Genomic DNA, 21,508 nt, shown 5'->3' on the forward strand with positions numbered 1-21,508 from the left:
TTTTTTTTACAAGTTAACACAGAATTTCGTTATAATGTAGAAATTTAATGTTTTCGAAAAAAAGAATTGACTTCTATATTAGTTGTAACTAAAATAGTTACATAAAGATGTAATCAATTTAGTTACAACTAATATCTGCTAAAAATATGATTTATATATTTAATTAAGGATGGTGGTCCATACGTTGCCACCCGGTGTAGAAAGTTACTAACACATTCAAATCGATGCATATTCTAAGCTTTAGTATTTTCTGTTACGGGGCAATAAGGTGCAACGTTATCTTTTGTTAAAAACCTTGGTGGATCTTTCTTTGGAAATATTAGTTTTGGGGAAATATAGTAAGGTATCTAAAAAAGAACAAGGTATAAAAAGATGTACTTATATAAATCAAAAATTTAGTTGAGCTGGATAATAAAAAAAAGGTAGGAGATTTAAATGGAGACGAAACAAGATAACCTTATTTACGTATGGGATGCATATTGTGGATGGTGCTATGGTTTTTCAGAAAGTATTAAAGGATTTTACAAAAACCACACTGAAGTGCCATTAACGGTTTTATGTGGAGGGTTATTTTTGGATAATTTACCAATGAAAAACTTCTCATATATAGAAGAAGGAAATAAAAGAATTAATCAACTTACAGGTGCTGAATTTGGTCCTTCCTATCAAAAATTGGTGGAGGAAGGGACTTTTAAAATGAATTCGAAAGATGCTGCAATTGGCTTTTCAGCTTTACGCTCATTAGCGCCAGACCGTTTATTAGAATTCACTTCGGCTATGCAAAAAGCGTTTTATTATGAGGGCCAAAGTCTGAGTGATCCTGAAACATATCGTAAAATTGCAATCGAGCATGGTTTGGACCCTGAACAAGTATTAGAACGTTTAAACGCTCAAGAAACAATAATAGATGTCCAAAATGATTTTAATAAAGTTCGACAGCTTGGTGTTAATAGCTATCCTTCCTTACTTTTACAAAAGGATAATCAAATTATTCCTATTGGTGGTGGCGTAATGACACCGGATAAAATTGAAGCGCGTTTTAAAAATTTATATTAAGAAAATTTAGGATATAGTAGCAAACACGTTATCTTAGGCCACCTGACATTGATCTCCGGAATATTCGCTAGTACTATTACACTTTCAGATAAATGGGAGTGGGAGATTTTATCCCGCTTTAACGGGCAGTAAGACCCCCACCTCAAAATTCAGTGGAAGCAAAGAAGTTAGGTGGGGGATCAACTGTCCGTAAAAGTCCGATTGGTTCAACTAATAATCAGTGGGGGATGAACAAAACCCCCACTGATTAAAGTTTCACTTTATCGGAACAAGATAAAAATATGATAATTAGTTAATAACTTTAACAAAAGGAGAATAACATACTATGTTTACAACAATCGATACAAATCAAAAAGATGTGAAATTAACGGTGTTTAGTTCGGACGAAAAAAGCTTTATGGTCACAGCAACATTAGTTGAGAAAGCAGGACATGCATTTTTAATAAACTCAAAATTTACTCAATCTGATTCGAAAGAAATTGTTGAGTATCTGAAAAAAAACGACTTATCTTTAGATAAAATCTTTATTATTCATGGGGATCCAGACTACTACTTTGGATTAGAGAGCATTAAAGCTGTTTACCCAGAAGCTATAGCGTATGCAACAGAGTCTACTGTTGAACATATCGTTCATTCTGTCTTAGGGAAATTAAAAGTTTGGAAAGACGCCCTTGGAGAAAATGCACCAAGTAACGTGGTATTACCTCAAGTGTTTAAAGAAAAAGCGATTGATTTTCAGGGGTTAACATTTGAACTAGTAGGCTTAGATCATTACAGAACTAGCCTATTTAATAAAGAACTAAAAGTATTAATTGGTGGTATTGATGTTTTTAACGAAATACATGTATTCTTAGCGGATACTAGCTCAAAAGCGGCTATGGAGGCGTGGATTGAGAACTTGAAAGTATTACAAGCATTACATGCTGACATAATTGTACCTAGCCATGGATCAATCGAAAAATCCCTAAATAATCAAGCACTTACTGCGACAATGGATTATCTAAGAACTGCGGTTCAAGCTTCTGAGGAAAGTGGAACTTCAAAAGATTTTGTGGCAAAACTTGAAGCAGCATATCCAGGCTATGCAAATAAAGGTGTATTAGAATTAAGTGCAAAAGTTGTAACAAAAGAAATGCCTTGGGGTTAATGATATGAATAAATATCAAAAGCTATTACATGAAACGTATGGGTTAACTGGCGAAGGGAAATTGGATGCGTTCAAAACGTATTTAAGTGAAAATGTATCTTGGACAGAAGCTGCTGGGTTTCCATATGCAGGTACTTATATAGGTCCAGATGAAGTAGTGAAAAACGTACATGAACGTCTTGGCACAGAATGGGATGACTATAGCGCTAAAGATGAAATCTATGCTTTTAATAACAATACTGTTATCGTGTATGGAAAATATAGTGGGACATATAAAGCTACAGGGAAATCGTTCATAGCAGATTTTTGTCACCTTTATAAGTTTGATGAGAACGATAAGGTTAAGAAGTTTATTCAAATTGTGGACAGTGCAACTGTTAATGAGGTATTAAGTTAGAATGAATCGTTTCTAATATGCGTTGTATAGGGGGAGGTTAGGATAAATGAAATTCCTAACATTACCCCTGACATTACATTTTGGGGAAGGTTTCTCCTTCTTCAAGCTTTTTATAGAAGAGAACTTATTTAAGTAGAAGAGGTAGGTATATATGAAATTAGAGAAAAGTTTAATAGTAATAATTATTTCTGTGTTTATTTTAGGAATTGTATCGACTTTGATATTTCAAGCTTCCACCGGTAATAACAAAGGTAACTCAATAAAGAGCGAAAATGTTGCTTCTGTATCAAAAGAAGTGAAAGAAAATGAAAAGAATAAAAAGATGGTAGTTGATTTCTATAATGAAGTTTTTAACAAACATAATATCGATATTATCCCTAAATATGTTAGCGAAGATTATAAGCAACATAATCCTTTTGTTGCTGATGGACGAAAAGCCTTCATGGATTTCTTTAAGGAGGATTTTGTTAAAAATCCTAATTCCTCTGCAGAGATTAAACGTGTAGTAGCTGAAGGGGATACAGTTGCTCTTCATGTACATTCTCGTACTAATTCTCAAGATAAGGGAGTTGCTATAGTGGATATATTTCGTATCAAGGATGGAAAGATTGTCGAACACTGGGATGTAATTCAAGAGATTCCAAGTGAAGCAGTTAATGATAATACGATGTTTTAGATAGAAGATATATTTAATAATTGTTTAATTGATAGTGCTGTATAGAGTTTAGAAATTTAGATAATTAGTCATCAAATTTGGAAATCATTTAAAAATAGCATATTAAATGATGGCACAAATTAATACGAAATAGCTCTTTAATAAAAAATCCTACTCATTAAAAAATGAGTAGGATTTTTTATTAAAGAATAGTGCTAATTTTGTGGTTCGGCACCATCTAAATTTGGAAACCATGAAAGTATAGGTACTCTATATCCACGTAAAGTAAAATCGTAATTTTTTCCTTCTTTTATGTTTGCTTGCAGATCCACTGAATGAAACTTCATCATAAGAAGGCTATCCTCATTAGAAATAACTTTTTCGGTTCCATTTTTTTGCTCAACCTAGTACAATCTTACCAATTTAAAAAAGACCACCATTACTGAAGTGCACCCCAATTGTTAGACACATAACTAACAATTGGAGGTGCATTTTTTATGGCTAAATTTTCTTCAAAAGATAAAATACAAGCAGTAAAACGATATCTAGAAGGTACGGAAGGCGGAAAAACCATTGCTAATTCTATAGGGGTTCATCCTAGAGAACTTTATCAATGGATTAAACGGTTTGAATTTTCAGGGGAAAAGGCGTTTGAAAAACGCTATACAACTTACCCTCTCGAGTATAAACTAGATGTAATTCATTATATGAATGAAAATGGGACATCTCTGAGAGAAACAGCTGCTTTTTTTAATATTCCTTCTTGCGAAACACTCCGAAAATGGAAAGTAGCTTATGAAACAGAAGGATTAGATGCCCTAAAATCAAAGAAAAAGGGGCGTCTAACCATGGCCAAAGAAAAAGCTAAGCTACAACATTTAAAACAAAACGAAGTATTTCTTGAAGGTTCTATAGAAGCGCTACAAGCAGAGAATGAACGTCTGCGTATGGAAAATGACTATTTAAAAAAGTTGAATGCCTTAGTTCAAAAGAAGAAAACATCACAGACCAAGACAAAGCGCAATTGATTTATGAATTAAGGCATAAATATAAGGTCGTTGACCTTGTGAAAGTCGCTAATATCGCTCGTAGTACGTATTATTACTGGATGAAACAAGCGAAACGTCCAGATAAATATAAGAAAGTTAAAGAATTAATTAAAGAGATTTTTAGTGAGAATTTTGGGAGGTATGGTTATCGTCGTATTACATTGGAATTACGTAATCGAGGCCATGCATTAAATCATAAAACCGTTCGACGTTTAATGAATATCCTGGGATTAAAATGTCTTGTTCGATTAAAAAAATATCGTTCATATAAAGGGACTGTCGGGAAATTCGCTCCTAATATTTTAAAACGTAATTTTCACGCATCAAAACCAAACGAGAAATGGGTAACAGATGTGACGGAGTTCCACTTACATGGTAAAAAACTATATCTATCACCCATTTTAGACTTATATAACGGAGAAATTATAGCTTACAATATAGAACATAGACCTGCCTATTCCCTTGTTTCTAAAATGTTAAATAAGGCGTTTCAATGTTTGAATGATAAGGAAACTCCTATTTTACACTCGGATCAAGGTTGGCATTATCAAATGCGACAATATCATCAGTCGCTTAAAAAACATAACGTTATCCAAAGTATGTCCCGTAAGGGAAATTGCTTAGATAATGCAGTCATGGAAAATTTCTTTGGCTTATTAAAGTCTGAATTACTTTATCTTAAAGAGTTTGAAAGTATGGAACAATTTAAGCAAGAACTAGAAACTTATATTCATTACTACAATCACAAAAGAATTAAAACAAAACTAAAAGGATTGTCCCCTGTGCAATACAGAGTTCAATCCTTAGTAGCTGCTTAATATATTTGTCTAATTTTTTGGATTCAGTTCATTACTGGCAGTCCTTTTTTGGTAGTTTTAGAAATTAAATTATAACATATTAATATACAAATTATAAATATACTTTTACAAAAGATACTATAAGTTTTTTATAATTCTTGATTTCTCAATTTTCATTGCATAATGAATTTTTCTATGAATATTAACAACTAACATTAAAATTATCAATTCACTAGATTTTTAGAAAAAACTGGTTATCTATATAAATATTTGGTAAAATATAGATATAATTTAAGGGGGTAAAGTTAATATAGATCAACTAAGTAATGCTAAGAAAATGTTTTATTGCATAAAAAAAAGGCTCCATTGCTGGAGCACTCAAAATAAACAAACGAATTAAAACAAGAAACAGACAATTTAACTATATAGATAAAACATAAATAAATCTATATATATGTAAAAATGCATATAAAAACTCTATTTATTGATGCTATAATAGGTTTACTCGATGATTGTTATATTTTTTTATGGTTTTTAAGCAATAAATACCTTCTTAACACCAAGTGTACAAGGAAAAGAAGACATCTTAAGCGATGTCTTCTTTTCTTATATAATAACTACACAATAAAATTAAGATGGTTCAAGTCGGAAGAAGGCACCTTTGGGTGTCTTTTCTTTTTCGAATTTGCCTAATAGGGGCAGCACCACATTGCTATCAAGTTAAAAATTTTTTCACCCAAAACAAAAAAACGAGCTGAATTCACATAAATAACTATGGAAGAAAACAAAAACTTAGGATTAAAGAACTTGTGATGTATGACTATATTGGCTGTTTTTATTCAGAAGGATATATTAATCCTGAGTATACATTTGTATTTAATCATGAGGATATCGAAGAAATTATATTTGTAGGTTTTATAGATGAGGAAGAAGAGGCATTTGTAGGATTGCTTAATTGAATAGAATCTAGAAACAGGTAATTTTCAAATTTCGATAAAACTAGCAATCTCCACGCCGAACTTGGACAAATCCTAAGCGGGGGAAAAACGGACGCGAAAATGATGAAGAGATTACTATTTTTAAATCAGTTGGTTTGGCTGTAGTAGATATTATCGTTGCGAATTATTTGTATGAGAAAGTAGTGGAGCGCGGGATGGGATTGAGTTTTGAGGGACTGCCTTTTGGTGGTCTTTTTTGCATAAAATCTTGTAAAGTAAGAAAAAGTTGAATATTAATATTCTAATATTCAATAGAAAGATAAAATGTTTTAAAGTTCAAAATAATACATTATAATATATTTAGTAAAATTAACCAATTTATATTTTGCTCATTATGTATTAAAGGGGAAATGAAAATGGCTGGACAAATTCGTATGTCACCAGAGGAGCTTAAATCGAAAGCGGCTCGATATGGACAAGGTGCAAATCAAATTGAGGACATTTTAAGTCAACTACAAAACTTACAAAATGAATTAAGAGGAGAATGGGAAGGTCGTGCTTTCGAAGGTTTTGATCAACAGTTCAATCAATTAAAGCCAAAAGTACAAAACTTTGCACAGCTATTACAAGAAATTAATATGCAGCTTAATAAAACTGCAGAAGCTGTTGCTTCTCATGATGAAGAATTATCACGTAATTTCGGTTTGAAATAAAAATTGTCATACTCTATATAACAGGCATTTCAAATGAGCCATACAGCTTATAGTGTATGGCTCATTTGATTGCATGCCCAACTTAGCTGGACACACGTTTAAAAAGAGTGATATTAATAGGGAATTTTCATATATTTATTGGGGTTTCTTTGGCATCTTCTGAAAATTAGAGAAAGGATTTGAGTGATGGGACAATTTCAAAGTAATTTTCAAACGGCACAACAAATTGCTACGCAGATGAGAACAGCTTCGAATATAATCCAAAGTGCAACAAATCGTTCTATAACAAAGGCGACGCGTACAACATTATCTGTTAATTTCAAAGCACAAGAAGCGAATCAACAAATGTTAGACTTGACGAAACAATTTTCCGCTGCCTTTCAACAAGCGGTTGATAATATTCATTCAGTAGCCCAAGAGTTTGAGAGAATGGATAACGAACTTCACAACACTTTTCGCTAATGTGACAACCTACGTAAAGGTAAAATGGCAGGAGGAATATAATGAGTCAAGATATTGAAAAACAAATCAATCAAGTAAATCAAAAGTTAAGAAGTGTATTTGAAGAACAAGACCGAAATCAATCCGCGATTCACATTCAGGAGCAAGCGGAAGCAGATTTTTATGAATGGAGAGGTCGAAACCATCGTTTGTTTGATCGAATTTTAGGAACTTGGCATGGTGATAGAGAAATGTCTCAGTTTTTTATGAATACATATCAAGAGGCACAACATATTGAACGAAAAGTCACATTTGAATTAGAAAACCAAAAAGAAACGTTGCTTAAAGAAAGACGAAACCTTAGTGATTTAGAAAACGATCTTTCCTATCAACAACAACAATTAGCGAGGGAGGTCAATGCATGAGCTTAAATATGTATTTAGGAGAAGTACAAGGCCAAACTCAAAGTATGAATGCTGTATGTAACGCTACTATTCAAGGTATGGAACAAGTCATTCAGTCAATTGATGCCTTTGCAATTGATACTGTTCTACAAGGACAAACTTATAGCAGTGCAAAATCATTTTTTGTACAAACCTTTCGTCCTTTAGCGCAAGGAATCATTTATCTGTGTGAAGAGTTAATTCGCCAGAACGATGCTTTTCCAAGTCAATTTCAATCACAAGTCGCTTCCACAGATGTAATTGAACAAGAAATATTAGAACAAATTCGAGAAATTGACCGAATGAAAGCAAGTATGGAAGCCATCAGTCAAGCTATGCCAATCCCAGGTATGGAAGCTATGGTAAATCTTTTTACTGTGATGAGGCAAAAACTGCAAGAAAAACTAGAACATCTATATGAATTTAATTATACTTCTAGTAGTAATTATGATACTGCTCTCCAACTAGCTGTTAGCATTGCGACAGGTTTGGCGGAAGTTCAAAGTGGAAAAGGCTTTAGTCCTGCAAGTGGTACATTTAGTACGCAAGGGTTGAATATGGATTGGATAGCGCCTATTCAGAAAATTACAGAAAAGAAAATTACAGAAAAGAAAACTCTTGAAGCAGATAAGAAAAAGTCACGAGACGAAGATGCTAAGTTCATGGAGGGATCAGTAAAGGGTAAAGAAGGAAAGCGAATTGGATTTGAGGCTGAAGGGTCTATAATGGGAAAAAAGAGCAGCTTCTCTAATGGTGATAAGCTTACTAAGGAACGATATATTGATGAGCTTTCAACAAAGGCTATAGCTGGGCAATTGGATGTGAATATACCCTATGATTGGAAGAGTTTAAAAGAAGATGTATTTGCTAGTAAAGTTATTGGTTTAAAAGGGGAAGCAGGTATTTTAGATAACTCATATAAATTTAAATCCACAATTCCTTTCATGACACCTTTAGGTATTATACAATTAAAAGATAGAGAGGTTACAGTTACTCAAAAAATTTTTTCAGGAGAAGTTGTAGCAGGTATTGACGATTACTCCTTAAAAGCAGCATCGGAAGCTTCTACACTTAAGTATGAAGTAGAAGTAAGTATGCTACATTTTCCAGATTGGTTGCCAATTATTGGAGATACAGATCTAAAAATTAAAGGTGATTTGGGATTGGGCGCAATAGGTTTGAAAGGTAGCGTTGGAAAAGAAACTGGTATAACAGTTCCTGTTTTAGAGGGGTTTACTGTGGGAAGTAGTTTTAAATTTGAAAAATCTGAGGAGAAAAAATGATATGAAAACACCATCGTATAAACCATTATATATTTTAGTTTATGTCGTAATATCCGTATCTATTATAGGGTTAATGATTACTCCATCCAACAATTGGTGGGAAAAGTTGTTAGGAACTATCGTTCTCATTCTTTTGGGAGCAGGTTTAATATGTTTTTTAAAATTTGGACGGTGGGCGCAAGAGAAATTTTATGATAAATTTACAAAAAAACGGGATTAATATAAGACTGGAGTAATTAAGATATGCGTACAATAAATAGAATTCTGACTTTTACTGTATGTATTATGTTTATGTTGTTAATTGGGGCTTCTTCTACTATACGGTTAGAAGATAAAATTTTACTTATAGGTTTGCTGCTAATTTGCAATGTTATTGCATACTTTACAGTAGAGTATATCTATAAACGTATAGACAATAAGAAAAAATAGTAGATTTATAATTCTCGGAATTTATTCAATATTTAGGAGGCAAAAGTATCAATGAAACTATTACCAATTGGAACAGTAGTTAAGCTAGAAGATATGGAACAAAGCGTTATGATTATTGGAAGAATGGCTATTTCAGAAGATAAACGTGAATTTGATTATGTAGGTGTTCTTTACCCTATTGGATTTATAGGTAATGAGAATGTGTTGTGTTTTAACTACGATAAAATCACAGAAGAAATGCATAAAGGATACATGACAGATGAAGAATTAGTTTTACGTGAAAAGTTATTAGAAATGTAAATAAAGCTTTTGTTTATAAATATCCTTTTAGTAAGAATACTTTAAACGTTTTGGTAGAAATCTTTAAAAGATGACATGCTATAATTTAGCATGTCTTTTTTATGAAAAAAATTCTTCCTATCTAAATATCTTCCTTTCTGCCAATTTCATATGCTGCTCTAGATGCTTCGAATAACTTTTGATTACGTTGGTATTTAACTTGTTTTATGATAATTGTGGCATACTGATTTAAGGTGGTTTTGGTGCGAAGTTCTTGCAAGTAATCTACTAAACTTGGACATACCAGCAAAATCTCCGGCTTTTTGAAATTTTTGATAAGCCTAGATTTTATTAATGGGTTGATCTTCTTTTCGAGAAGGGAATAATATTTCACAGAAGGTGTGAAATGGGATGTTGATTTAGATGATGATGGTGAAGATGATAGTATTAAAGATATGGTGAAAACGGGTGTGAAAAAAACTTAGTCAACAGTAGCGGGGTGGTTTAATTCACATGAAAAAAAATACAGATTTTAATAAAAAAGCTTTTGAATATTATATGGCTCTTTATGCTGTAAATGATATAAGATCGACTATAATTACTCTTGTGATTGGGATAGCAGATATATTTGTGCTTTTACCTGCTTTTGCGAATCCTGTTCAACCGATATATATGTACATAATAGTTCCACCAGTTGCTTTTTTAAATGTATGGGCAATATGGATTGTTATAAATCCTAGGAAGCGGCAATTACAATACACTCTATTTCGTGGGGTATTTGGCATCGTATGTTCAGTAGGATTATTAATTATAACCCAAAAGTTTGCATATGGAATGTTAGGATTACAAACTCCTATCTATTTTATTTTTTCGGTTGGTTTGTATATTTTTGCTTTGCATTATTATTATAAAAATCATATTAAAAAACTTCAGGAATCAATCAAAAAATCAAAATCATCGAAAAAAAACTCTAGTTTTGGAGTAGTGGCTTTTGTAGGATTGGGTCAACTCATTGCTAATATCAGTCTTGGTTTTGCAACACAAAAGATGGTAGCAATTGTATTAATGTGTGTATACTCCATGCTTTCGTTTATGTTGTTTCATTTCATTATGGAACTCCATAGGTACTATTATTTAAGGAAGCATATAGAAGATGGGGGTAGAACACATGAAACCTTTTAAAGAGGTTTATTGAATTTTAAGTATTGTGATTTATGGAAGGAAACAAAAACTTATGGTTAAAGAACCTGTGATGTATGACTATATTGGCTGTTTTTATCCAGAAGGAGGAAAGCTGATATGCAAGCATTTAAAGTTGGGAAATTAGTCACATTCGTTGCAATTATAATACTTCTTGTAGTTGCTATTTTATCTCCTTACAACTTATTTAAAAAGATTTATTTTATTATTGGTGTTCTTATTATTGGCGCAATTTCACTTGGTACAAATAAATTCTTTGAACTGATACACAGTAAATTTAATAAGAAATGATTTTACTGGATTACGTGGAACTAAATTAGTCCATCACCATATTGGTGGTGGTCAAGCTGTTGGTGTTCCGCTGCCACTACATCCTGGTTTTGGAGGGATTCATAACGCAGAAAAATCGATTGGAGCATGGGGGAAAAGATGCAGGATATGTAGAAATGCTTCAGAAATTTATTGAACATCATACATTAGGCGGTAAATAAAAAAATGAAAAATGAAATGAAAAATTGTTTTGATAAAATAATTAGAGAGTGGCAAGATTGTAATAATTCATTGCCAAAATCTTTATGGATAGAAGAAGCAGAGACTTTTATCTATGAAGGAGAACCTGATACAGAGGGGTACGTATTTTGGAAACCTTTAGAGAAAAATATAATTCATGATTTTTCTGATATAGAAAAAGATTTGGGGATAGAATTACATAATTCAATTAAAGAATATTATAATTCTTATTGGTTTTTAGACTTAGGGGGTAATTATTTAGGTTATGATTTTGAATTAAATCCTGTTATACCAGGAATTGAACTACATGATTTTTATGTATCTTTACAAGGATACCGAGGCGCACATGATAATCAACTGAATAATATTCCTATTGGTATGGAATTTAATGGTCTCTTGGTAGTTGTAGATAATGAAAATGGACAAGTAAAATTAGAAGATTATGAAAGCAGAAGCTTCGAAGTTATTTGTGATAGTTTAGCAGAATTAATTTTAAATCTTTCATAAGATATATTAAAAAAAGTAAAAGTTGGCTCTTATGAGTCCGCTTTTACTTTTTTTAATATATAGTTTGAATTTCCTGTTATATTTTTCAAGAAAGTTACTTTTAAAAATTAGATAAGGAGTGTATCAAGGACATTATCCTTTTCTTCCTTATTGATACCAATATATTTAAGTGTAATTTGTAGTGTGCTGTGATTTGAAATTTCTTGTAACATAGCAACATCTTTTGTTTATAGAACCAATAGCCAAAGCTTTTGCGCATGGTGTGAGTCCTAATAGATTCGATATCGGCAAAATCTTTGGCTTTTTGAAATTTTTGATAAGCCTCTAGATCGTATTAATGGGTTGATCTTCTTTTCGAGAAGGGAATAATATTTCACAGAAGGTGTAAAATGGGATGTTGATTTAGATGGTGATGGTGAAGATAATAGTATTAAGGATAGGGTGAAAACGGGTTCGAAAAAAGCTTGGTCAACAGTTGCGGGGTGGTTTAATTAACATGAAAAAAATACAGATTTTAACAAAAAAGCTTTTGAATATTATATGGCTCTTTATGCTGTAAATGATATAAGATCGACTATAATTACTCTTGTGATTGGGATAGCAGATATATTTGTGCTTTTACCTGCTTTTGCGAATCCTGTTCAACCGATATATATGTACATAATAGTTCCACCAGTTGCTTTTTTAAATGTATGGGCAATATGGATTGTTATAAATCCTAGGAAGCGACAATTACAATACACTCTATTTCGTGGGGTATTTGGCATCGTATGTTCAGTAGGATTATTAGTTATAACCCAAAAGTTTGCATATGGAATGTTAGGATTACAAACTCCTATCTATTTTATTTTTTCGGTTGGTTTGTATATTTTTGCTTTGCATTATTATTATAAAAATCATATTAAAAAACTTCAGGAATCAATCAAAAAATCAAAATCATCGAAAAAAAACTCTAGTTTTGGAGTAGTGGCTTTTGTAGGATTGGGTCAACTCATTGCTAATATCAGTCTTGGTTTTGCAACACAAAAGATGGTAGCAATTGTATTAATGTGTGTATACTCCATGCTTTCGTTTATGTTGTTTCATTTCATTATGGAACTCCATAGGTACTATTATTTAAGGAAGCATATAGAAGATGGGGGTAGAACACATGAAACCATTTAAAGAGTCTGTATTGAATTTTAAGTATATAATCGTGGTTCTCCTATAGTCAGTAAAGAATGCGGAAAAGAAAAGGGAGAAGCAACATCATGAATATAGAATTACATTTAGATAAAGCAAGGATAGGGAATTATGCAATTTTTTAAAGAAAAGTTTTTACCAAATGGCTCTATTGTTCTCTTAAAAGGAGGGACAAAAAAGGTTGTAATTTACGGAAGAAAACAACTACTTATGGTTGAAGAACCTGTATAACTACATAGGCTGTTTTTATTCAGAAGGATTATAAAACTAATCCACTTAACGAGGGTAGAACAGCTCCTAAGATTGTTGACAAGGGTACTTTTGATAAAAATGAATTTGAAGGTATTGCATACGAATTACCTGACCCCACTAGTCGGTGGTTAGTAGAATATGGACGAAATGCTAAACTTATTAAGTAAGAGAGGAGAACGAGTTAAATGATTAAGCCTTTATACGCCGAAAATATTATAGTGGGTGTAAAATATAAAAATAAGCTCAATTGGTATATAACTGAATCAGATTTATGGTGTTTAGATTATAATCAAGCTGGTTATCCTCCTAGTGAATATCCAGAAGAAAGAAAAGGCATTAGTATTTTAAATGAGACTACAATAGCTAACTTTTTAGAAAGAATAGAAAAATATAAAAGATTTACAGAAGATATTAGGTTAGAATTTTTAAGAGAACTAAGAACTAATAGAGAAGAAGCCTATTATGATTATAATCCATGTTTCCTAATAGATTTTGAGCGTTTAACTTTTTATTCTAATTATCCGGAATCAATATCTTTTGAAGAATATATTCCGAATAACTGGAGAGGTTATTTACAGCGATTTGATGAACAAGTACCCTATGAATATAGATACTGGGAAGATAAGAATAAAAGCTATTTAGTTAGAGAGGATTAGGTCATTGAAGAAAATAAATTAATTATGATAAAAGAAACATTTAAGAATGAAGAAATTGGTGGTGTAAAAGTAGCAGCTATTGCAGCTGGATCGGGGCAGTTAATTGCTAATATAATTCTTAGCATTGCAACACAACAGATGGGTGCGATTGTATTTATGTGTGCATGCACAGTGTTTTCGTTTGGTTTGTTTTATATGATTATAGAACTCCATAAGTATTATTATTTACGGAAGCATATAGAAGATGGAGGGAAAATACGTATAGGCTTTTAAAGAGAATTTGTTGCATTTCAAGTATATAATCGCATTCTTCTTATGGAAGCCATTCACGAGGCTTATAGCAATAAAAGATGTATAAGTGGAAGATTATATTGTGGTAAAACATCTGAAGGAATGGAAATTAGGTTTGTTCTTATTAATGATAAGATTATAGCTGTTTATCCCGTGTATTAAAGAATGTGAGGTACTCAAAAATGAAAGTAACTAATCAGCCCATAGTTAAAAATGTAAGAAAATATAGAGGTAATTGCTAAGAAGCACTCCCCCTAAGTTTCAGATGAAATTAAATGATTGAATATTTACATTTAAATAATCGACTATTTATGCTTTAATATTTATATGTACATAATTGGGATAATTAGGGATTTAAATTTAATATGTTTTAAGAAAGGGGAATGTTTTTTATATGGAAACTCCAGAAAATCAATTTAAACGTGCACTTAATCCTTGGTTCTCCATTTGGACAAAACCACGTGATACAATGAAAGAAATTTTTATATCCAAACCTAAGAATGTGTTTTTACTCATTTTATTAGGCTCATTCGTACAGACTTTAGATCGAGCATCTTCTAAAAATATGGCGGATTCAATAAGTAGTCCAGTTTCATTAATCTCAATGGTTATATTCGGTACCTTCGTTGCCTTCTTAATTTATTATTTTTTGCTACCAGCGTTATTTAATTGGGTGGCAAAAAAACTTGGTGGACAAGGTACCTTTGAAAAAACACGTTACTCAGTTGCCTATTCTTATATCCCTTACGTTTACTCTCTTATATTAGTTTGGGTGCCTTCATTTTTCTTGTTTGGGATAGAAAACTTTACGAGTGAGACACCGAAAATGGAGAGTAGCATAACTTTAACGATTTTGTTTCTTATTTTTGCCATAATTGATATAGTTATTGGAATTTGGACAATCATTATTTCCTTAAAATGTTTAGGAGAAGCACACCAATTTTCAGCATGGAAAGCATTATTAACAATAATAATATCCTTTATGATTATCATTCTTCCTTTGGTAATAATAGTATTTCTTATAGTAGGGGTTACAACTTTTTAATCATTTATTTGCCTCTTATTTATCCAAATGTTTTCTACGCGCTGTTAGTAATTGTTACAGGGTGAACAACCACATGATTCGGATGTTCTACTTGGCGAAGCGTATGACCTATATGATCAAATTGATCGCCCGTTTTACGGCCTGTTCTTCTTATTATTAGTGTTAACAGGAATTTGTGAAGGCAAACTTGAAAATCAAATATTAAACTATTAAAACCTTAAGGGAGCTGAGTAGATTGTCTTTGTTCGTCTCTTATTTTCCAATCGGAGGCTAATTATTACCAATTGGTTCTGTAGCTCTTATAGAAGAAATTAATCAACCTCTTATGATTTATGGAAGAAAGCAACAACAAGCTGATAATAAATTATGCGATTATGTTTCTTGTCCATATCCTCATGGTAATTTATCAAAAGAATATAATGTGTTTTTTAATCATAATCAAATAATTCATTTATTATTTAAGGGTTTCGAAACAGAGGATGAATTAGAATTAAGAAGTAAATTATCTGAGTTTTAGTGAAAATGGAGAAAATATAATATGGTTTTAGGAATTTCATATTCTGATATTTTTCATATCATAATTATTGTTTTGGTTTTTTTCATTTTTTGGAGATTGAATACTTGGTATAATAAAAAATATAATGTTCCTAAGGTTTTTCAATGGTTTCCTAGAAGATGGGGAAAAAGAAAAGTTTCAGAGCATTTGTCTCAACTAGATAAAAAGTTAGAAGCTGAAGGTAAAGGTATCTGTGTTACAATCTATGCTATTGATTTGTACATTGTAACTATTCCTTGTACAGTAAAAAAATATAAATCTTAATACATATATGTTTATAAAAAAGACCTTTTATTTTAAAATAAAAGGTCTTTTTTATGATGATTGAAATAGTAATTTTAAGTGAATTAAATTTGAAATGTATCAAGAATATTATCTTTTTCTTCTTTATTAATTCCAATATATTTCAGGGGGATGTGCTATGGTTAAGAATTTCTTGTAACATAGCAACATCTTTTGTTTGTTTATAGAACCAATAGCCGAAGGTTTTTCGCATGGTGTGAGTACCGATAAATTCTATACCAGCAAAGTCTCCAGCTTTTTGCAATTGTCGATAATACGTGTTTTTTCGTCATACAAAAACCCCTACATATAAGTAGAGGTTTTTAAATTATATCTTAATGAATTATGCCTTCTTAGATAAATTAAATCGAGTTCAGATAAACGAAGATTATAGAATACATAATTTTAACTAGACTTATTATTAACTAATGTATCCCCACCACCAAGCTCTGCCTCAATCTGCGAAGTCTTCGATGACTCATCCATACGCCAATACGTAATAAAGCTGATCGCGATACATCCAGCTACGTAGAAGTAGAATAGTGATTCCATTCCGATACTTTTTAGCCATAATGCGATGAACTCAGCTGTTCCGCCAAATATCGCAACTGTTAGTGCATATGGTAAACCTACGCCTAGTGCGCGAATTTCGGTCGGGAAGAGTTCTGCTTTTACAATTGCGTTAATAGAAGTGTAACCAGTAACGATGATGAGACCGACCATCATGAGTAAGAATGCTACGATTGGTTCTGTCGTTTTTTCCATGAAGAAGAAGATCGGTGCTGTTAGTAATGTTCCAAGAATACCGAATGCCATTAATAATGGGCGGCGTCCGATTTTATCTGATAGTAGTCCTGCAATTGGTTGAAGTACGACGAAAATAAGTAGTGCGACAAAGTTAATCCAGCTTACAACTTCTTTCGGAAGACCGACTGTGTTTACCATGAACTTTTGTAAATATGTTGTGTACGTATAGAATGCGACAGTGCCTCCTAATGTTAGGCCGACTACTGCTAATACTGCTTTCGGGTGTTTCATAAGAGCGCGAACGGTTCCTGCGCTTTCGCGTTTTTGTGATTTTATGTTTGCGAACTGCTCCGATTCATCCATCGTGCGGCGAAGCCATAATACAGCTACTGCACCCATCGCTCCAATAATGAATGGAATGCGCCAGCCCCAAGCCTTCATATCTGGTTCGCTTAGCAATTGCTGAAGAACAATTTGAACGCCTAACGCAACCATTTGCCCAGCAACGAGCGTTACATATTGGAAGCTTGAATAAAAGCCACGGCGACCACTACTAGCCATTTCAGATAAATACGTTGCGGAAGTTCCATACTCTCCGCCGAGTGATAATCCTTGTAGTAAACGAGCAAGAACTAAAATAATTGGTGCCATAATACCGATGCTTTCGTAACTAGGTGTACAGGCGATAATTAAAGAACCACCGGCCATAACTGTAATCGAAAGCGTTAATGCTGCCCGGCGTCCGTGCCGATCCGCATAGCGTCCCATTAATAAACTTCCGATAGGGCGCATTAAGAATCCAACTGCAAAAATAGCTGCTGTGTTCAGTAACTGGCTCGTTGGATCTCCTTTAGGAAAGAACTCTGCTGAAAAGTAAACAGCGAAAGCAGAGTAAACGTACCAATCGTACCATTCAATTAAATTGCCGACAGACCCTTTAAAAATATTGCCGGCGACTCGATTAGATTTTACTTGAGCCATAATCTTTCCTCCTCTTGCTTATAAATAAAATGATAATTATGAAAGCGTGTTCATTATAGTTGAATTGTACTGTCTGTAGAATAAAATCTCAATATTATGACAATTTTATTCTTTTTGTACTTTATGTACATGGAGAGTTTTAATAGTTGCTTCCTTATTCGTTTTGTCATAATAATAGAAAAAGGAGATTGATAGTTTAGAATATTTTATCAAAGGATATGAAGAATGAAGAAATCACGCAAAGTGTCATTGCAAACGAAAATAGTAAGCTTAATTATTACGTTAATTTTATTTGTTGTTCTCCTATTAGCAGGAATATTTGTTTACATTCAGTCCGTTGATACGAAGCGCCAAGTGGAACAATTAGCACTGCAAACAGCCAAGTCGCTTTCTTTTATGCCAGCTATAAAAGATGCCTTTCAAAATAACGAGCATAAAAGTAACATTCAATCTATTGCGGAACAAGTTCGCGAGCAATCTGGTGCCGATACTGTCATTATAGAAGATCGCTTTGGGGTGATGTATTCCCATTCTAATTCGGAGTTAATTGGCACAAAGAGTAACAACCCGTATAACTATGAAGCACTCACTTTTGGTGGCTATTATACGCTCGAAGGAAATGGTGAAAGTGGTCCGGCTTTAATGGCAAAGGCACCCATTATTGTTCATAACGGAGACTACGATCAAGTCGTAGGTGTTGTGACAGTAGAGTTTTTAATAAAAGGTATTGAATCTAACATACTGAGCAGAACGAAAGAAATTATACTCTTTTCCTTAGCTGTATTAGTAGTCGGAATTATTGGCGGCATTCTTTTAGCACGTAGCATTCGTAAAGATACACTCGGTTTAGAGCCGAATGAAATTGCGGCGTTATACCGGGAACGAAGCGCGATACTACTATCTATAAAAGAAGGAATTATCGCTATTGATCAAAACGGTTTTATTACGATGATGAACACTTCGGCAGAAGAGATGCTTCATGTAAATGGTGATTATATGCAGCAGCACATTTCAAAAGTTTTACCGGAATTTAATATGGAAAGAGTGCTAGAAAGCGATCAAGAAATCGCGTTTCAAGATAAAGTGTTTATTTTAAACATGACACCGATACTCGAAAATAATAGTACGGTAGGCGTTGTATGCAGTTTTAGAGATAAAACAGAACTGCAAAACCTTGTGAACACAATATCTGAGGTAAGAAAGTATTCCGAGGATTTACGCGCTCAAACGCATGAATTTACAAATAAACTTTTCGTCTTATCAGGATTACTTCAATTAGGACATTACAAAGAAGCGATTGAATTTATTCAACAAGAATCTAATATTCATCAAAGTCAAAACCATATTTTATTCCATCAAATTCATGATGCGAAAGTACAAGCTATTTTATTAGGAAAAATCGGAACAGCATCTGAGAAGAAAATTGATTTTCATATTGAAGGAGATAGTGCGCTTCATCCGTTACCAGACCATATAAAAGTTTCGCACCTTATTACGATTCTTGGAAACATAATCGACAATGCATTTGATGCGGTGAGTACACAAGAGGAAAAGAATGTGTCCTTCTTTGTTACGGATATTGGGCACGATATTGTGTTTGAAGTGATAGATAGTGGGATAGGGATACCGGCAGAAAAAATCACGACTATTTTTCAAAAAGGATTTTCAACGAAAGGAAATGATCGTGGTTACGGACTAGCAAACGTGAAAGAAATGGTAGATCTACTAGGGGGAACAATTGAAATTCAAAACGAGAAAAATGGGGGAGCTATTTTTACAATTTACCTTCCGAAAACATTGAAAGAAAGTACATAACAAACAGGGGGATGGACATATGTTGAAGGTTGCAATTGCAGAAGATGATTTCCGCGTCGCGCAAATTCAGGAAGAGTTTTTATCAAAAATAAAGGACGTAAAAGTGATCGGAAAAGCATTGAACGCGAAAGAAACGATGGAATTACTACAAAAGGAAGAAGTCGATTTGCTTCTATTAGATAATTATTTACCAGATGGAATCGGAACGGACTTATTACCAAAAATCCATGCTGACTTTCCAAACGTTGACGTCATTATGGTTACAGCGGCAAATGAAAATCATATGTTAGAAAAAGCAATTCGAAATGGCGTAAGCAACTACCTTATAAAACCGGTTACGTTAGAAAAATTCGTTCGCACAATTGAAGACTATAAAAGAAAGAAGCAATTATTACATAGTAACAATGAAGTGAATCAAGCACTCATCGATAACTTCTTCGGCATCTCGCAAACACAAGACATAAAAAACTTACCGACAGGTGTGGACCCGTTAACACTGCAAAAAGTGAAAGGGATTATAAAAGGATTCGAAGAGGGCATTACAATAGAAGAAATGGGAGAACAAATGGGGGCCTCCCGAACAACCGCAAGAAGATATTTAGAATACTTAGTAGCGACAAACGAATGCACAGTAGAGTACACATACGGCATTATCGGACGACCAGAACGAAAATATCGCATAGGACGAGGACTATGAAAAAACGATTATTACTATGTATATGGATCATGACAGGAGTAATAGCTGGTTGTTCTTCGGAAAAATCCCATACGAATAAAGTAAACATAGACAAAGTAGAAATCGTTGCGCCAAACGTTCAAGGAGCAGGATGGGACTTAACGGCACGAGCGATGCAAAAAACACTGACAGAAGAAAAAATCTTCACAAAACCAATCACAGTCACAAACAAAGTAGGTGGCAGCGGTGACGTCGGATGGAAATATACGAAACAAAAAGGTGGTCACGTACTAGCGATCAACTCAAGCTTACTCATAACGAACAACCTACTAGGCCACAGTAAACTAACATATAAAGACTTCACGCCGCTCGCGACACTAGCATCGGACTGGGAAGTCGTTGTCGTATCAAAAGAATCAAACATAGAAAACGCAAAACAACTCATGGAACAACTAAAACAAGACAAGAAAAACTTCAAAATCGGCGTTGCCCCAGGCCTAGGAAACGACGATCACCTATCATTCGTACAAGTAAGCAAAGCATTCGGCATAAATCCAGCCGAACTACAATTCTTCGTCTACGAAAACAAAGAAAAAATCATAAACGCCCTAACGAACAAACAAATCAGCGCCGCAACCATGACTCTATCCGAAGCCGAAAAACAATACAAAGCCGGCAAAATAAAAATACTAGCCGTATCCGCACCAAAACGCCTAGACCGACTACCAGAAATCCCAACCTGGAAAGAACAAGGCATCAACGTCATCTTCCAGCACTGGAAAGGTATTATGGGACCAAAAGATATGACGGAGGAAGAGGTTGCTTATTGGGATGGTGTTATTAAGAGGATGGTGGAGAGTGATAGTTGGAAGGGGATTTTGAGGGAGCGGGGTTGGGAGAGTTTTTATAAGGGGAGTGGGGAGACTAGGGGGTTTTTGGAGGAATGTGATTTTAGGTATGAGGAAATGGCAGAATTTAGTGATTAAGTAAAAGAAGATGGAGTACTAGGCGACAAGAATGAGTTATTTAGTGATGAAGAGAATCAAAATATTAACGGATATTGCTGAAAAAGGGTTTATATTTTAAATAGATTGCCAGGTATGAAAGGTGGTACTTGGCAATCTATTTATGGCAAAATGTTATAAATAAGATATGGAAGAAATCTTGTAACAATCCAAGCT

The 21,508-nt window shown here is 33.4% G+C and carries 27 protein-coding genes and 6 pseudogenes; 29 read left to right on the forward strand and 4 right to left on the reverse strand.

The window, feature by feature from the left end; all coding sequences use genetic code 11:
* Window positions 1-435: 435 nt before the first annotated feature.
* The 4 genes from NST90_RS04595 (at window position 436) to NST90_RS04610 (ending at window position 3,276) form a co-directional block, all read left to right on the forward strand.
* Complete coding sequence (locus NST90_RS04595) at window positions 436-1,056, forward strand: DsbA family protein (protein ID WP_000448622.1); 621 nt, start codon at window positions 436-438, stop codon at window positions 1,054-1,056.
* A gap of 325 nt (window positions 1,057-1,381) precedes the next feature.
* On the forward strand, window positions 1,382-2,203 hold the full coding sequence (locus tag NST90_RS04600) for a cytoplasmic protein (RefSeq protein WP_283748300.1): 822 nt from the start codon (window positions 1,382-1,384) through the stop codon (window positions 2,201-2,203).
* Between the two features lie 4 nt (window positions 2,204-2,207).
* A complete protein-coding gene (locus tag NST90_RS04605; protein ID WP_283748301.1) occupies window positions 2,208-2,600 on the forward strand; it encodes a nuclear transport factor 2 family protein in 393 nt (130 codons plus the stop codon).
* A gap of 151 nt (window positions 2,601-2,751) precedes the next feature.
* Window positions 2,752-3,276 (forward strand): ester cyclase, encoded by a 525-nt coding sequence (locus tag NST90_RS04610; RefSeq protein WP_283748302.1) that lies wholly within the window; start codon window positions 2,752-2,754, stop codon window positions 3,274-3,276.
* A gap of 194 nt (window positions 3,277-3,470) precedes the next feature.
* On the opposite strand, the gene NST90_RS04615 is transcribed toward NST90_RS04610, so the two are convergent.
* Entirely contained in the window at window positions 3,471-3,605 is a 135-nt protein-coding gene (locus NST90_RS04615) for a hypothetical protein (protein ID WP_000975273.1), read from the reverse strand.
* A gap of 147 nt (window positions 3,606-3,752) precedes the next feature.
* On the opposite strand from NST90_RS04615, the gene NST90_RS04620 reads away from it, so the two are divergent.
* The 14 genes and pseudogenes from NST90_RS04620 (at window position 3,753) to NST90_RS04685 (ending at window position 11,844) form a co-directional block, all read left to right on the forward strand.
* Window positions 3,753-5,122 (forward strand): IS3-like element ISBth167 family transposase gene (locus tag NST90_RS04620; RefSeq protein WP_087942837.1). Its coding sequence is split into 2 segments (ribosomal slippage): window positions 3,753-4,218 and window positions 4,218-5,122, totalling 1,371 coding nucleotides; the frame shifts between segments, so codons are not numbered across the junction.
* A 752-nt stretch (window positions 5,123-5,874) separates the two neighbouring features.
* Window positions 5,875-6,060 (forward strand): annotated as a pseudogene (locus NST90_RS04625) (DUF4176 domain-containing protein); the annotation flags it as partial.
* A 116-nt stretch (window positions 6,061-6,176) separates the two neighbouring features.
* Complete coding sequence (locus NST90_RS04630; RefSeq protein WP_229163620.1) at window positions 6,177-6,329, forward strand: ornithine cyclodeaminase; 153 nt, start codon at window positions 6,177-6,179, stop codon at window positions 6,327-6,329.
* Window positions 6,330-6,455: 126 nt separating this feature from the next.
* Complete coding sequence (locus NST90_RS04635) at window positions 6,456-6,752, forward strand: WXG100 family type VII secretion target (protein ID WP_000918591.1); 297 nt, start codon at window positions 6,456-6,458, stop codon at window positions 6,750-6,752.
* Between the two features lie 186 nt (window positions 6,753-6,938).
* The gene (locus tag NST90_RS04640) at window positions 6,939-7,214 is read left to right on the forward strand and encodes a TIGR04197 family type VII secretion effector (RefSeq protein WP_000529653.1); all 276 of its coding nucleotides are present in this window, start codon (window positions 6,939-6,941) and stop codon (window positions 7,212-7,214) included.
* 41 nt (window positions 7,215-7,255) lie between these two features.
* Window positions 7,256-7,618: a DUF3958 family protein gene (locus tag NST90_RS04645; RefSeq protein ID WP_000076120.1), complete on the forward strand. Its 363-nt coding sequence runs from the start codon at window positions 7,256-7,258 to the stop codon at window positions 7,616-7,618.
* A complete protein-coding gene (locus tag NST90_RS04650) occupies window positions 7,615-8,919 on the forward strand; it encodes a T7SS effector LXG polymorphic toxin (protein WP_000056055.1) in 1,305 nt (434 codons plus the stop codon). Before NST90_RS04645 ends, NST90_RS04650 begins: the two co-directional genes overlap by 4 nt.
* 1 nt (window position 8,920) lies before the next feature.
* Window positions 8,921-9,139 carry a hypothetical protein gene (locus NST90_RS04655; RefSeq protein WP_000856866.1) on the forward strand — a complete coding sequence of 73 codons (219 nt, stop codon included), beginning with the start codon at window positions 8,921-8,923 and terminating at the stop codon, window positions 9,137-9,139.
* Window positions 9,140-9,399: 260 nt separating this feature from the next.
* Complete coding sequence (locus tag NST90_RS04660) at window positions 9,400-9,648, forward strand: DUF4176 domain-containing protein (RefSeq protein ID WP_000771621.1); 249 nt, start codon at window positions 9,400-9,402, stop codon at window positions 9,646-9,648.
* A 492-nt stretch (window positions 9,649-10,140) separates the two neighbouring features.
* A complete protein-coding gene (locus NST90_RS04665) occupies window positions 10,141-10,809 on the forward strand; it encodes a hypothetical protein (protein ID WP_061139746.1) in 669 nt (222 codons plus the stop codon).
* Between the two features lie 22 nt (window positions 10,810-10,831).
* Window positions 10,832-10,915: pseudogene (locus tag NST90_RS04670) on the forward strand (DUF4176 domain-containing protein); the annotation flags it as partial.
* Between the two features lie 11 nt (window positions 10,916-10,926).
* Complete coding sequence (locus NST90_RS04675) at window positions 10,927-11,118, forward strand: hypothetical protein (RefSeq protein WP_001147554.1); 192 nt, start codon at window positions 10,927-10,929, stop codon at window positions 11,116-11,118.
* A 40-nt stretch (window positions 11,119-11,158) separates the two neighbouring features.
* A complete protein-coding gene (locus tag NST90_RS04680) occupies window positions 11,159-11,293 on the forward strand; it encodes a hypothetical protein (RefSeq protein WP_229189016.1) in 135 nt (44 codons plus the stop codon).
* 29 nt (window positions 11,294-11,322) lie between these two features.
* Window positions 11,323-11,844 (forward strand): SecY-interacting protein Syd, encoded by a 522-nt coding sequence (locus NST90_RS04685; RefSeq protein ID WP_097863258.1) that lies wholly within the window; start codon window positions 11,323-11,325, stop codon window positions 11,842-11,844.
* 107 nt (window positions 11,845-11,951) lie between these two features.
* Here the strand turns inward: NST90_RS04685 and NST90_RS04690 are convergent.
* Window positions 11,952-12,300, reverse strand: a pseudogene (locus NST90_RS04690) (tyrosine-type recombinase/integrase); the annotation flags it as partial.
* Window positions 12,301-12,384: 84 nt separating this feature from the next.
* Here NST90_RS04690 and NST90_RS04695 point away from each other — a divergent pair.
* From NST90_RS04695 to NST90_RS04730, 8 genes and pseudogenes are all read left to right on the forward strand, one after another.
* Window positions 12,385-13,008: a hypothetical protein gene (locus NST90_RS04695; RefSeq protein ID WP_139894332.1), complete on the forward strand. Its 624-nt coding sequence runs from the start codon at window positions 12,385-12,387 to the stop codon at window positions 13,006-13,008.
* A gap of 129 nt (window positions 13,009-13,137) precedes the next feature.
* Window positions 13,138-13,285: pseudogene (locus NST90_RS04700) on the forward strand (DUF4176 domain-containing protein); the annotation flags it as partial.
* Window positions 13,286-13,463: 178 nt separating this feature from the next.
* On the forward strand, window positions 13,464-13,934 hold the full coding sequence (locus tag NST90_RS04705) for a hypothetical protein (RefSeq protein ID WP_000595043.1): 471 nt from the start codon (window positions 13,464-13,466) through the stop codon (window positions 13,932-13,934).
* 57 nt (window positions 13,935-13,991) lie between these two features.
* Window positions 13,992-14,207, forward strand: a pseudogene (locus NST90_RS04710) (hypothetical protein); the annotation flags it as partial.
* A 412-nt stretch (window positions 14,208-14,619) separates the two neighbouring features.
* The gene (locus NST90_RS04715) at window positions 14,620-15,270 is read left to right on the forward strand and encodes a Yip1 family protein (protein ID WP_000449722.1); all 651 of its coding nucleotides are present in this window, start codon (window positions 14,620-14,622) and stop codon (window positions 15,268-15,270) included.
* A 51-nt stretch (window positions 15,271-15,321) separates the two neighbouring features.
* A complete protein-coding gene (locus NST90_RS04720; RefSeq protein ID WP_042890540.1) occupies window positions 15,322-15,483 on the forward strand; it encodes a hypothetical protein in 162 nt (53 codons plus the stop codon).
* Window positions 15,484-15,553: 70 nt separating this feature from the next.
* Window positions 15,554-15,787: a DUF4176 domain-containing protein gene (locus NST90_RS04725; RefSeq protein WP_073990571.1), complete on the forward strand. Its 234-nt coding sequence runs from the start codon at window positions 15,554-15,556 to the stop codon at window positions 15,785-15,787.
* A 21-nt stretch (window positions 15,788-15,808) separates the two neighbouring features.
* Window positions 15,809-16,090 carry a hypothetical protein gene (locus NST90_RS04730; RefSeq protein ID WP_135238801.1) on the forward strand — a complete coding sequence of 94 codons (282 nt, stop codon included), beginning with the start codon at window positions 15,809-15,811 and terminating at the stop codon, window positions 16,088-16,090.
* 83 nt (window positions 16,091-16,173) lie between these two features.
* Here the strand turns inward: NST90_RS04730 and NST90_RS04735 are convergent.
* Both NST90_RS04735 and NST90_RS04740 read right to left on the reverse strand, forming a co-directional pair.
* Window positions 16,174-16,382: pseudogene (locus NST90_RS04735) on the reverse strand (integrase); the annotation flags it as partial.
* Between the two features lie 131 nt (window positions 16,383-16,513).
* A complete protein-coding gene (locus NST90_RS04740) occupies window positions 16,514-17,836 on the reverse strand; it encodes an MFS transporter (RefSeq protein WP_084065374.1) in 1,323 nt (440 codons plus the stop codon).
* A gap of 225 nt (window positions 17,837-18,061) precedes the next feature.
* Here NST90_RS04740 and NST90_RS04745 point away from each other — a divergent pair, with 225 nt between their 5' ends.
* The 3 genes from NST90_RS04745 to NST90_RS04755 are packed head-to-tail and all read left to right on the forward strand — an operon-like array spanning window position 18,062 to window position 21,313.
* Complete coding sequence (locus NST90_RS04745; RefSeq protein WP_084065372.1) at window positions 18,062-19,651, forward strand: sensor histidine kinase; 1,590 nt, start codon at window positions 18,062-18,064, stop codon at window positions 19,649-19,651.
* Window positions 19,652-19,670: 19 nt separating this feature from the next.
* The gene (locus NST90_RS04750; protein WP_135238803.1) at window positions 19,671-20,348 is read left to right on the forward strand and encodes a response regulator; all 678 of its coding nucleotides are present in this window, start codon (window positions 19,671-19,673) and stop codon (window positions 20,346-20,348) included.
* On the forward strand, window positions 20,345-21,313 hold the full coding sequence (locus tag NST90_RS04755) for a tripartite tricarboxylate transporter substrate-binding protein (RefSeq protein WP_283748261.1): 969 nt from the start codon (window positions 20,345-20,347) through the stop codon (window positions 21,311-21,313). The genes NST90_RS04750 and NST90_RS04755 overlap by 4 nt, the downstream gene beginning before the upstream one ends.
* The last annotated feature ends 195 nt before the right edge of the window (window positions 21,314-21,508 follow it).

It is taken from the genome of Bacillus sp. FSL E2-8900, assembly GCF_037966225.1.
GTDB lineage: Bacteria > Bacillota > Bacilli > Bacillales > Bacillaceae_G > Bacillus_A > Bacillus_A cereus.